Annotated in this window: 13 protein-coding genes; 6 read left to right on the forward strand and 7 right to left on the reverse strand. The window is 63.2% G+C overall.

The window, feature by feature from the left end:
• Positions 1-16 precede the first annotated feature (16 nt).
• The 3 genes from OX459_RS18970 to OX459_RS18980 are packed head-to-tail and all read right to left on the reverse strand — an operon-like array spanning position 17 to position 3,118.
• The gene (locus tag OX459_RS18970; protein WP_289906181.1) at positions 17-835 is read right to left on the reverse strand and encodes a carbohydrate ABC transporter permease; all 819 of its coding nucleotides are present in this window, start codon (positions 833-835) and stop codon (positions 17-19) included.
• On the reverse strand, positions 832-1,821 hold the full coding sequence (locus OX459_RS18975; RefSeq protein ID WP_289906182.1) for a sugar ABC transporter permease: 990 nt from the start codon (positions 1,819-1,821) through the stop codon (positions 832-834). Before OX459_RS18975 ends, OX459_RS18970 begins: the two co-directional genes overlap by 4 nt.
• 7 nt (positions 1,822-1,828) lie before the next feature.
• The gene (locus OX459_RS18980; RefSeq protein WP_289906183.1) at positions 1,829-3,118 is read right to left on the reverse strand and encodes an extracellular solute-binding protein; all 1,290 of its coding nucleotides are present in this window, start codon (positions 3,116-3,118) and stop codon (positions 1,829-1,831) included.
• A 420-nt stretch (positions 3,119-3,538) separates the two neighbouring features.
• Between OX459_RS18980 and OX459_RS18985 the strand changes: the two genes are divergently transcribed.
• From OX459_RS18985 to OX459_RS19000, 4 genes are all read left to right on the forward strand, one after another.
• Positions 3,539-4,558 (forward strand): substrate-binding domain-containing protein, encoded by a 1,020-nt coding sequence (locus tag OX459_RS18985; RefSeq protein WP_289906184.1) that lies wholly within the window; start codon positions 3,539-3,541, stop codon positions 4,556-4,558.
• A 329-nt stretch (positions 4,559-4,887) separates the two neighbouring features.
• Positions 4,888-5,466, forward strand: coding sequence for a Fe-Mn family superoxide dismutase (locus OX459_RS18990; protein ID WP_099665109.1), 579 nt, complete (start codon positions 4,888-4,890; stop codon positions 5,464-5,466).
• Positions 5,467-5,696: 230 nt separating this feature from the next.
• Positions 5,697-6,068 carry a lysozyme inhibitor LprI family protein gene (locus OX459_RS18995; protein ID WP_289906185.1) on the forward strand — a complete coding sequence of 124 codons (372 nt, stop codon included), beginning with the start codon at positions 5,697-5,699 and terminating at the stop codon, positions 6,066-6,068.
• A 78-nt stretch (positions 6,069-6,146) separates the two neighbouring features.
• Positions 6,147-7,022 (forward strand): Kdo hydroxylase family protein, encoded by an 876-nt coding sequence (locus OX459_RS19000; protein WP_289906186.1) that lies wholly within the window; start codon positions 6,147-6,149, stop codon positions 7,020-7,022.
• A 48-nt stretch (positions 7,023-7,070) separates the two neighbouring features.
• Here the strand turns inward: OX459_RS19000 and OX459_RS19005 are convergent, their stop codons facing one another.
• Positions 7,071-8,651, reverse strand: a complete 1,581-nt coding sequence (locus OX459_RS19005) for a CYTH and CHAD domain-containing protein (protein WP_289906187.1) — start codon at positions 8,649-8,651, stop codon at positions 7,071-7,073.
• Positions 8,652-8,772: 121 nt separating this feature from the next.
• Here OX459_RS19005 and mgrA point away from each other — a divergent pair, with 121 nt between their 5' ends.
• Positions 8,773-9,813, forward strand: a complete 1,041-nt coding sequence (gene mgrA / locus OX459_RS19010) for an L-glyceraldehyde 3-phosphate reductase (RefSeq protein ID WP_289906188.1) — start codon at positions 8,773-8,775, stop codon at positions 9,811-9,813.
• Between the two features lie 14 nt (positions 9,814-9,827).
• Here mgrA and OX459_RS19015 read toward each other — a convergent pair whose 3' ends face one another.
• The 3 genes from OX459_RS19015 to OX459_RS19025 all read right to left on the reverse strand — a co-directional run bounded on the left by OX459_RS19015 (position 9,828) and on the right by OX459_RS19025 (position 11,083).
• The gene (locus OX459_RS19015) at positions 9,828-10,289 is read right to left on the reverse strand and encodes a DUF2244 domain-containing protein (RefSeq protein ID WP_289906189.1); all 462 of its coding nucleotides are present in this window, start codon (positions 10,287-10,289) and stop codon (positions 9,828-9,830) included.
• A gap of 74 nt (positions 10,290-10,363) precedes the next feature.
• On the reverse strand, positions 10,364-10,681 hold the full coding sequence (locus OX459_RS19020; RefSeq protein ID WP_099665117.1) for a hypothetical protein: 318 nt from the start codon (positions 10,679-10,681) through the stop codon (positions 10,364-10,366).
• Between the two features lie 96 nt (positions 10,682-10,777).
• Positions 10,778-11,083 carry a hypothetical protein gene (locus OX459_RS19025; protein WP_289906190.1) on the reverse strand — a complete coding sequence of 102 codons (306 nt, stop codon included), beginning with the start codon at positions 11,081-11,083 and terminating at the stop codon, positions 10,778-10,780.
• A gap of 284 nt (positions 11,084-11,367) precedes the next feature.
• Between OX459_RS19025 and OX459_RS19030 the strand changes: the two genes are divergently transcribed.
• Positions 11,368-11,685, forward strand: coding sequence for a DUF4148 domain-containing protein (locus OX459_RS19030; RefSeq protein WP_180278609.1), 318 nt, complete (start codon positions 11,368-11,370; stop codon positions 11,683-11,685).
• Positions 11,686-11,758 lie beyond the last annotated feature (73 nt).

The raw sequence follows: 11,758 nt of genomic DNA on the forward strand, positions 1-11,758 counted from the left end.
TGGATTAAAGAGAGTGCTAGCCTTTGACGGCGCCTTGCGTGAGGCCCTCGATCAGGCGCTTCGAGGCGACAAAGAACATCAGCAGCAGCGGCAGCACGGCAATGGCGGCGCCCGTCATCAGCGCGCCCCACTCCGTGTTGTTCGGCGCCTGCATGCTGCGCAGGGCCAGCGGGATCGTATAGTTCTCGACCGAGCGCATGACGACCAGCGGCGTGATGAAATTGTTCCACGAGTTGATGAAGGTGATCAGGCCCAGGGTGCCCATGGCGGGACCGATCAGCGGCAGCACGACCCGCCAGTAGATGGCGAATTCGCCGCAGCCGTCGATGCGCGCCGCCTCGATCAAATCCTTCGGAATCGCCGTGCCGATGTACTGGCGCATGAGGAAAATCCCCAGCGCGCCGGCCGCTCCCGGCACGTACAGGGCGCGCGGCTGGTCCAGCCATCCGAGGAAATCCATCAGCATGAAGGTGGGGATCATGTTCATGAAGGACGGGATGATCATCGACGCCATCACCAGCGTAAACAGGGGCCGCTTGAAGCGGAATTCGTACATGGCGAAGGCATAGCCGCCCAGCGAGCAAAAGAACAAAGTCAGCGCTGTGGTCATCAGGGCCACGTACAGGCTGATGCCGATATTGCGCCAGAACGGCAGGCGCTCCTGCAGCAGTTCCAGGTTGTTGAGCAGGGCCGTGCCGAACCAGCGTGGCGGCGGCAGGCTGTAGATCTCGGCGCTCGTGTGCGTGGCGAAGACGAACATGAAGTAGAACGGCGCGACCATGATCAGGGTGCCGATGGCCACCATGGCGTAGGCCGTCCAGCGGGTGGTTTTCATCGGACCTCCTTGCGTTCATTGCGGCTGAAGATGCGGTTGTTGACCCAGGTGGTGCTGGCGATGATGAGGAACAGCAGCCAGGAAATGGCCGACGCCGTGCCGAAGTCGCCCGAGGAAAACGCCGTCTTGTAGACAAAGATGGCAGTCGTCATCACGGACTGGCTCACGCCGCTCGATTCGGCCACCAGCACGAAAGGTTCCTCGAACAGCTGCAAATTGCCCATGATGGTCAAGGTGACAGCCAGGTAGATCATGGGGCGCAGCTGCGGCAGGGTGATGTACCAGAATTGCTGGCGTTTCGAGGCGCCGTCGATGGTGGCCGCTTCATACAAATCCTTCGGAATCACCTGCAGCGCGGACAGGTACAGCACCAGGTTCCAGCCCAGGTAGCGCCAGAAAATAACGAAGGCGACGGCCGGCTTGATGAACAGCGAGCTGCCCAGCCAGTCGATCGATTCGGCCGGGAACAAGCCACCGACCAGCGACAGGCTGGCGCACCATTCGATCAATACATTGATCTGCCCATAGTCGCGCGAGAACAGGGTATTGAAGACCATGGCGATGGCCACGCTGGAGGTGATGAACGGTAAAAAGTATATGCCGATCACCAGGTTGCGCGAGCGCTTGAAGCTGTTGTGGATGAAGGCCGCCAGCGGAATGGCCACCAGGTGCTGCGGCACGCCCGAAGCCAGCGCCAGCCAGACCGTATTGCCCAGCGAGCGCAAGAACCACGGGTCGCTCAAGGCGTACTTGTAGTTATCCAGGCCCACCCACTGCATGGCTTCCACGCCGCTGGCCGCTTCCCACTGGTTGAACGACAAATAGATGGAAAACAGCAGCGGGAACAGGCTGAAGACGGCAAACAGGATGAAGAAAGGGCTGATGAAGATGTACGGCGCCCATTTCTTCATGTTGAAGCGTTTCCTGGCGGGCCGCGCTGCAGCGGCAGCGGGCGCGCCCTCGGTACAAGGCATGGAGGTAGTCATGCTGTTCCTAGCGCCGCGCGCGGTGGGTGATCAGGGCCTTGGCGTCGGCCAGCGCCGTCTTGATATCCTTGTTTTGCGCCAGCACGCTTTCCAGCTCCATGTTGACGATATCGCGCGCCACGGCGTCGAACTTGTCGACACGGATGACGGGAATCTTCGCCGCCGTGTCGCGCGCCAGCAAGCGCGTCTTCTGGCCGCCGAAGTACGGCTGCGGCTCGTCCATCATGGGATCCGCATAGGCGGCCTTCAGGGCGGGAAACGCGCCGATTTCCTTCAGCGAGTGCAGCTGGATATCCTTGTTGACGGTCATGAACTTGATGAATTCCCAGGCCTGGGTTTTATTCGCCGCCTTTTTCGGGATGCCGTAGAAGGAGCCGCCGTACGACGCCAGCGCGCCGGCCGGCAAGTTCGCCGCGCGCCACTGGCCCTTCGAATCGGGCGCCAGCCACTTGGCCAGGTGGCCGCTGAGCCAGGAACCCATCATCTGGCTGGCCACCTTGTCGCGTTTGAAGCCTTCGGCCCACTCGCCCGTCCAGGCCACGGTGCGCGCATCGATGCCGGCCACCCGCGCCGCCTTGGCCAGTTCGAACGCCTTGACGAAGCGGGGCGAGTCGACCAGCACCTGGCCCTTGTCGCCAAAATAAATGCCCTCGCCATCCTTCAGGTTGGCGCGGATAACGATGTCGGCCAGGTCGCTGGCGCCGGCCAGCAGATAGGTGCCGGTGGCAGCCTTGAGCTTCTTGCCGGCGGCGATGTACGATTCCCACGATTGCGTCAGGTCGGCTTCCTTGATGCCCGCCTTGTCCATCAAGTCCTTGCGGTAGAACAGGGTGCCCGGCCCCAGGTCGGCCGGCATGGCGCCCAGGGTGCCGCGCGAGCTGGTCGCCTGCACGAAGGTGAACGGCACGAACTGGGCGCGGTACTGCCCTGCCCCGTACGGCGCCTGCAAGAGGTCTTCCATGCCCTTCGATTCGGCAAAGCTGCCGACATAGCGGAAGTCGATGGCCATCACGTCGGGCAGGCGCGCGCCGGCCGCCAGCGCCGTCGTCATCGAGTTATGGTGGTCGTCGATCTGCAGGCTGACCAGCTTGACCTTCACTTGCGGATACAGTTTCTCCCACAGGGGCAAGGCCGTCTTGACGGCGCGGTCCAGGTCGGGGAACGAGGCGACGGTAATCGTGGCGGGGGCCAGCGCGGGCAACGGTGCCGCCGGCGGGACGACTGCAGGCGCGGCGGCCACGCCACAGGCCAGGGTCAGCGCTGCCAGCGGGGCGGCGCCAAGGATGCTTGACTTCATTATTTCATCTCCGATTATTGAGCGTCTTCTATCTTGAAAACGTTTTCACAACATGTGTCCATTTAACACCGCAAAGAAAATCAAGTCAACCGAAAAAGTTGTCATTTTTATTGAGGGGAGCCTGTCAAGCGGCATGCCGCGGCGCGTGTTCCCCTATGACAGAGGCGAAAATACGGGCTGCCGTTAGCGCTGTTGTTTTTTGTGAAAACGTTTTCAAGGAAGGGTCGATAAGCAGGGCCGCCCAGGTGCGGTGGCATCATCCGACGTGCACCGCCCACAATCTGTCGGCTTACACCCTGCGGGCCAGGCCGCGCTGCACCCGACCCGCTGCGCTATCAGCTATGGCCATTTATGGTAATCTTTCGATGAAAAGGTTTTCAGAGCACTGACAACCAGCCATCTTGATACCCAGGAATCACCTTGAACGATAGCGCCCACGCTGCTCCCCCTTCCACCCTGCTCGACGTGGCCCGCCAGGCCGGCGTGTCGCCCAGCACCGTCTCGCGCATCCTGAACGGCACGGCCAGGGTCTCCGACGACAAGCGCGACGCCGTGCTGGCGGCCATTGCGCAGATGAAATTCGCACCGAACCAGATGGCGCAGGGGCTGAAAAAAGGCCGCTCGATGACCATCGGCATCGTGGTGCAGGACATTTCCAGCCCCTTCTTCGACGAAAGCCTGCGCGGGGTGGACGACGGCTTGAAAGACACGGGCTACGCATCCGTCATCGTCAGCGGACACTGGAATGCGCAGGAAGAGGCCGACCGCATCCGTCTGCTGCTGGCGCGCAAGGTCGACGGCATCATCCTGCTGTCGGGACGCATTTCGGACGAGAGCGTGCTCGATTTCTCGCAGCAGCGGCCCATCGTCTCGACGGGCCGCCTGCTCGCCACGAAAAGCGCCATCGGCTTCAAGCTCGACAACGAATACGGCGCCTACCTGGCCGTGCGCCATCTGGTGGAACTGGGCCACCGGCGCATCGCCTTCGTGGCCGGCCCCGCCAACAACACGGATGCGGCCGAACGCCTGACGGGCTACCAGCGCGCGCTGCGCGAAGCGGACATACCCATCGACCCGAAGCTGATGGTGGAAGGTGATTTCCACGAAGCAAGCGGGATGCTGGCCATGAACCATTTGTTCGATACACAGCAGCAATTCAGCGCCGTCTTCGCCGCCAACGACCTGTCCGCCTATGGCGTGCGCCTGTGCCTCTACCGCAAGGGGATCCGCGTGCCCGACGATATCTCGCTCGTCGGCTTCGATGACTTGCCCGGCTCGTCCTACACGACGCCGCCGCTGACCACCATCCACCAGCCCCTGTACGACATCGGCCGCATCGCCACCGAAGCGCTGCTGGGGCTGATCAATGGCGAAGCCGTGCAGGCCGCCATTCCGCCTTTGGCGCTGATCGTGCGCGAGACTACGCGCCGCATCCGCTAAGGATTGCACCATGATAAACCTACTGCGCAGCCCACTCTCGGGTCGGCGTTGCTCGCTGTACTTTTTGTACAGCTGCACTACTCAACCCGATATCGGGCTTGCTCGCTACGGTTTCTCAAGGTGCTGACGCTTCACCATATACCACTATTTTCCTGAACGAGAATCAATACGCTACCAGTATCCGCAACGCGTGCCGGAATCTGCAGCAATGGCGCATCCGCTTTACAATAGTGGCTCGTTCAGCAAGAATGCCTGCTTCAAGCAAGCTTGGCTCAACCCTCCGGCCGCAGGCTGGAAGACTCCGAACACTCACCACAAAGGGACATCACATGGAACATACTCTGCCACCACTGCCGTATGAAATGGACGCTCTGGCGCCGCATATTTCGAAAGAAACCCTGGAATACCACTATGCCAAGCATCACCAGGCGTATGTCACCAACTTGAACAACCTGATCAAGGGTACCGAGTTCGAGAACCTGTCGCTGGAAGACATCATCAAGAAATCGTCGGGCGGCATCTTCAATAATGCAGCGCAAGTATGGAACCACACCTTCTACTGGAACGGCATGAAGCCGGCCGGCGGCGGCGCGCCTGCGGGTGCCGTGGCTGACGCGATCAACGCCAAATGGTCGTCGTTCGACAAGTTCAAGGAAGAATTCACCAAGTCGTGCGTGGGCAACTTCGGTTCGGGCTGGACCTGGCTGGTGCAAAAAGCCGACGGCTCCGTCGACATCGTCAACACCTCGAACGCCGGCTGCCCGCTGACCACCGGCGACAAGCCGCTGCTGACCTGCGACGTGTGGGAACACGCTTACTACATCGACTACCGCAACCTGCGCGCCAAGTACGTGGAAACGTTCTGGGGCCTGGTCAACTGGGACTTCGTTGCCAAGAACTTCGCGTAAGCGCGTTCCTGACAACGTAAAACGGACGCGCTTGCGGCATGTGCCGCAGTGACCCGTCTTGAAAAGAAGCCTGTGCCTGCGAGCCGGGCTTCTTTTTTTTGCCCCTGCAGAACACGCGTGCCCGCCACGCGCTGTCAAGCGAACCGGTATGGCAATCGGAATGTTATAAGATGCGCAAGAGCTGCGCTCCTCCATGCGCCCTGTCCCCGTTTCCTTGCTGAAAGAAAAAAATGAAAAGATTCATGCTCGCCCTGCTGCTCTGCGCCTCCGGTTCCGCCTTCGCCAACTCGGCCTGCGACACGCCGCGCAACGACTTCGACGGCCTGTATTGCCTCAACAAGGTGTACCAGGAAGCGGACAAGGAACTCAACGCCAACTACAAGAAACTGAGCTCCCAGCTCGACGCCAGCGGCAAGCAAAAGCTGAAAACGGGCCAGCTGGCGTGGATCAGCGCACGCAACCAGAACTGCTCGAAACGCGAATCCTCGGGCTTCTATGTGAACCTCGATTGCGCCACCCAGACCACCATCGAACGCGCGCAATTTTTGCAGGACCGCGTGCGCGAATGCGTGAGCGCCGGCTGCCAGAACAGCAAACTGTGAGCTGAAGCTGCGCCAGCGCAAACACGAGCGGGCGGTAATCACCCATACTGGCCACTCGGAGGTCTTTCCGTTTATGCCATGAGCAAACTCATCGATATTTCCCTGGATCAATGGGACGCCAGCGGCAGCCCCGCGCAGCAGGCGGCGGCGCTGCAAGCCCTCGAAGATGGGCACGTACTGCTGCTGCCCCGCCTGGGTTTCGTCCTATACCCGGAAGAACATGGGCTGCTGAACGGCGCGGCGGGTAGCGCCAGCGGCGCCAAGAACATCAGCTGGGATCCCGCGCGCGGCGTACGCGGCCAGGGCGACGCCTGCGATGCGGCCCTGCTGGCGGCGCTGATGCAGCGCTACGCACGCCAGACGCGCAGCTTGCTGGCCGGCTTGCTGCCCAGCTACCAGGCGCATCTGCAGCAAGGCAAGGGCAGCTTTCGCCCCGTGGAAATCGCCGGCAGGGTAACGTCCTGGCGCAAGGACGATACGCGCCTGCATATCGACAGTTTCCCCTCCTCGCCCACGCAGGGCCGGCGCATCCTGCGCGTCTTCACCAACATCCATCCGCGTGACGCGCCCCGCGTGTGGAAACTGGGCCCGCCCTTCGAGCAGGTGGCGCAGCATTTTTTACCCGTCGCGCAGCGTCCGCAACCCGTGCTGGCGACCCTGCTGCAATGGCTGCGCATCACCAAGTCGCGGCGCACGGCCTACGATCACTACATGCTGCAGCTGCACGACGCCATGAAGGCCGACCTGGCCTACCAGGCGCAGGTGGAACAGCACACGCATGCCTTCGCGCCGGGCCAGACGTGGATCATCTTCAGCGACGCCGTATCGCACGCGGCCCTGCGGGGACAGCATGCGCTGGAGCAAACCTGGCTACTGCCCGTGCGTGCCATGGCCGCCCCCGACAAGTCGCCGCTGGCCATCCTCGAGCGCCAGTTGCAACGCCCGCTGGCCTAGCCTGACCAGGCACTGCGCCCCGGCAAAGCCAGGCTCAGGCAAACCGGCTCAGGCCGGCAAACGGGCCGCCTTGAAGCGCCGCCAGGCCTTGTGCATGCGGCCATCGCTGCCCTGCGCCTGCGCGCGCGCCGCCAGGTAGCCGCGCACGAAGGCCGCGTGCTGCCGCAACCCATCCTGGGCGGACTGGTCAGCCTGGCCAGTCTGAACATCAGGCAATTGCTGCAGCAGCCGGTCGGCCACCTGCACATCGTTGAGCCAGCCCAGTTCATCCTGCAGCACCGACAGCCGCCCCACATACGGTTGCACGGCGCGCGCGGCAAACAGCGAGGCAAAAAATTCCGTCGCATAGCGCGTCTTCTTGGCCGCGATGCGCACCCGGTGGCGCTGCAGCGGTGTGGCATGCAGCAGGCGCTTGCCGCGCTTCACCAGGCGGCGCTGGTCCTTGCGCAGGGTGGCGCGGGCAAACGGCGAGACGTGCGCATCCAGGCGCCGCACCTGGCGCGCGGAACAGCTGTCGCGCCAGGCGCGCGCCTGCAGCCAGCGCTGCAAGCCCAGCATGCAAGCCGTGTAGCGCGCCGACGTGACGGCCTGGGCCGCTTGCGCATGCTTGAGGCGCGCCTGCGCGTGCGCCGCCTCTGCCAGCGCCGCCGCATCCGCCTGCGCCTCGCCATCGAGCTGCGCCAGGGTATTGCCAGCCAACACATCCCAGTCGCGCGCCTCGCCCAGCGCGCCGCCCATCCAGTCGAGTTCGACCTTCAAGGCGTCCGGCAGCGCCAGCAGCGACTTGAACATGCCCAGCGCCGAGCGCAGACGGCGCAGGCCCACGCGCATCTGGTGCACGCTTTCCACATCCTCGCCCGCCGCCACGCCATCCTGGTTGCCGCTGACCTGCTCCAGGCAATTGCCGGCGATGGCCAGGAACACTTGCTCCACCGACATCGCCGCGTCCAGCGCCAGGGGCTGCGCCTTGACCGCCTGCAGAGGCTGCGATGCCGCGAGGCGGTAACCGCGTTCCGCCTTGCTCATGTGGCCCAGCTGCAGCGGCACGTCCTGCAGCAGGGCCAGCGCCACGTCGAACAGGCTGGCCGCTTGCCCCTGCTTCAATTCCAGTTCGATCTCGCTGACGGGCACGCTGCGGACGGCGCCATTCGCCCCATCCGCGCCGCTTTCGATGACACCCTGGTCCAGCACGCATTCGATCTCGTCGCCCTGCGGCGTGCGCAGCTGCCATACGGTGCGCTCCATGCGCGTGGTAAACACAGGCTGCAAGGCGTCGCGGACGGCGTCCCGGCGCAGCAGCGCGCGAATGGGCTGCTTGCGGCCGATGGCCGAATCCAGCGCGGCGAGATCCGGTTGCGGCCCGGAAACTTCGCCTTCCCATTCGTGGCGGCTGTGCAAGCCGCTGTTGACGGTGCCACCGGCCTTCAGGGTCTGCACCCAGCGCCCGTCCACCTGGCGCACGCGCAAGCCCGCCTGGTGGCGGCACAGCTGCAAATCGGGCGTGTCGACATAGATATCGTGCATCTGCAGCAGCTGCACCTCTCCTTGCGCCTGCTGCGCCAGCAACGGGTGCGCGCGCAGGCGCGCTACATCTTGCTGCGCCAGCAACAATTTCAATTCGATTTCCATGACCGCTCCTCGCGAGACTCCTGAACGCCCATTGTAAGGCGCGTCCAGCCACATACAAGGAGCACGCGCACCGACCTTGATTTTGCGCGAAAATAGGCGCTTCATTCAACCAGGAGATGCCATGACCTACCACGCCGCCGAAAACCGCTACGACACCATGCAATACCGCACGTGCGGGCGCAGCGGGCTGAAACTGCCGCTGTTGTCCCTGGGACTGTGGCACAACTTTGGCGACAGCAACAGCCTGGCCTCGCAGCGCGACATGCTGCGCACGGCCTTCGACCTGGGCATCACGCATTTCGACCTGGCAAACAACTACGGCCCGCCATATGGCAGCGCGGAAAGCAATTTCGGCAAGCTGCTGCGCGACGATTTCTTACCGTACCGCGATGAACTGATCATTTCCACCAAGGCAGGCTGGGACATGTGGCCGGGCCCGTACGGCCAGGGCGGCGGCTCGCGCAAATACGTGCTGGCCAGCCTGGACCAGAGCTTGCAGCGCCTGGGCCTCGACTACGTCGACATCTTTTACTCGCACCGCTACGACGCCGACACGCCGCTGGAAGAAACCATGGGCGCGCTGTCCACCGCCGTGCAGCAGGGCAAGGCGCTGTACGTGGGCCTGTCCTCGTATTCGCCGCAAAAGACGGCCGAGGCAGCCAAACTGCTGAAAGAGTGGAAAGTGCCGTGTCTGATCCACCAGCCAGCCTACAATATGCTCAACCGCTGGATCGAGGAAGACGGCTTGCTCGATACCCTGCAGCAAGAAGGCATGGGCTGCATCACGTTCACGGCGCTGGCGCAGGGCTTGCTCAGCGACAAATACCTGGACGGCGTGCCGCAGGATGCCCGCGTCAACCGCCCCGGCGGCGGCTCGCTGCTGCAAAAACACCTGAGCGCGGAAAACCTGGCCCGCGTGCGCGCGCTGAACCAGATCGCCGCGCAGCGGGGGCAGACCCTGGCGCAGATGGCGCTGGCCTGGGTGCTGCGCGATCCGCGCGTCACCTCGACCCTGATCGGCGCCAGCAGCAGCGCGCAAATCCGCGAAAACGTGGCTGCACTGCAGCAATTGTCATTCACGGCCGACGAGCTGGCCGCCATCGACGTGCAGGCGCGCGAAGGCCATATCAATCTGTGGGAAGGTCCGTCGCGGGCCGTGTAACGCAATCACGACGGCTACAAGGGCGGCGGCAGCCAGGCCAGCAACTCCTGCGCCACCTGCCGCCGCCGCTCCGGCGTGGCAAAGGCGCCCACCTCCACATGCGTGTCGCCGCAGCTGATGCATATCAGCTGGCGCGGCCCCTCCGGCACGACGATATGCGTGCACCAGGGGCGAAAGCTGCTGCATTGGCGCCGGCCGGCGCTCACCTGTTCGACGACCAGCACGCCGTCGCGCAGGGCCAGATGCTCGTAGTCGCGGGCATGGCGCAGGTAATACAGCAGGGAAATGGCCACCAAGACCAGTTCGGCAAATGAAAAGACGGGAATGTACCAGTAGCCGCGCAGCGCAAAGGCGGCGGCGATGGCGGTGGAAAACAGGCACAGCACACCATAGGCGCGCAGCAACTGGCGCACCGTCAAGGCACTGTGGCGCGTAAACAGCCATTGCGGCTGTTCCCGTGCAGTATCGCGTGGCATCTCGCCTCCCGCAACAGGAAGGGCGCCGGCGTCATCGCTGCAGCGGCGCGTCCTTCAGGATATGCTTGCGCCGCTCAGGCGCCCATCCGCACCAGCGCATGGCCCACGTGCTGCCACCAGTGATCGCGCGACTTGATCTGTTTCAGGCAAGACGTGTCGATTTCCGCGGGGAAGACACGATCCTGGCACACCTTCGTTTCCAGCGCGTAACGCTGATTCTCCGCCGCCGCCAGGGCCACGACGAGCCAGAACGCCAGCGCCAGCAAGACCACCAGCGAACTCCAGGCCAGGTGATTGGTGTTACTTTTTTCGCCAAAAAACTCGCGCGGCCGCGTCTCGCGGTACATCGACATCAAGTCTTTTTCTTTCTCTTCCGACATCTGCGTTTGCATCCTCTGACATCCTATCCTGTACCGGCCGGCTGGCCATGGCGGCGCGCACGCCGCCTTGCCTGCATTTTACGCCGATGGCGCAGGAGAGGCGGTAATTCATGGGGGCAATTCGCCATCACCACCCTGCGCCGGCTGCACGGGCGCCACGCTTTCCACATGATCGACGTCGATGTCGCCGCCGTCGGGCACCGTATTGCGCGGCTCCACGCCGGCCCGCTCGCCCGTGCCGGCCGCATCGCTGTCGTTCTCCAGCGCTTCCGCATCCTGACCCGGCACGCCCTGCATGTCGCTGCCGCTGTCGGAACTGTCGCTGGGACCGAGCGCCCCCTTGCCATGGCCGCTGCCCAGGACGCGGTCAGGCGTGACGGGCAAATTGTCCGGATCGAGTGTGCTGCTGCTCATGGCGGCCTCCCGTTCATAAAAAACCAGCTTACTCCGCTGGCCTGGCCTGCGGCGCACGCCTGCACGGCATTTCCGTGGGAAAAATGCGGCGGCGCACAACTATTTTCAGAAATTACTTCACAAATGTACTATTCATTGATATAGTTAATTCAAGTAAGCATCTTCTCATCCAGAAACTGCTTCATCGGCGGCACGGCGCCCACCAGCGCCATGCCGCCGAACCGACCGGTACGTGGCGAGCCGGCCCATCCACCCAGCCATCATGCACATATTGGAGTTTTATCATGCAAGCCAAATCACTCATCGCAGCATTGTTTGCCATCACCGCCGCCACGTCGGCTTTCGCCCAAAGCGCCGCGCCTGCCGCTGCCAGCCAGCAACTTACGCGCGCTGACGTCACGGCCGAATACATCCGTGCCCGCAACGCCGGCGAAATCGCCACCAGCGAAGTCGACTACCCGAAAACGCCGGCCACCGCCGCCAGCAAAGTGACGCGCGAAGAAGTCATGGCCGAGTTCTACGCCGCCCGCAAGGCTGGCCTGATCCCGCAAACGGAAGCAGACTTTGACGTCGCGCAAACGACCAAGCACGTCGTGAAATAAGAAACCAGTCAGCCGGTTTCAGTCAGTAACACACCTCAGTTGCGGCGCAGCACTCGGGCCACTCCCGAAGCTC

It is taken from the genome of Janthinobacterium sp. SUN026 (genome assembly GCF_030397625.1).
GTDB classification, from domain to species: Bacteria; Pseudomonadota; Gammaproteobacteria; order Burkholderiales; family Burkholderiaceae_D; genus Janthinobacterium; species Janthinobacterium kumbetense.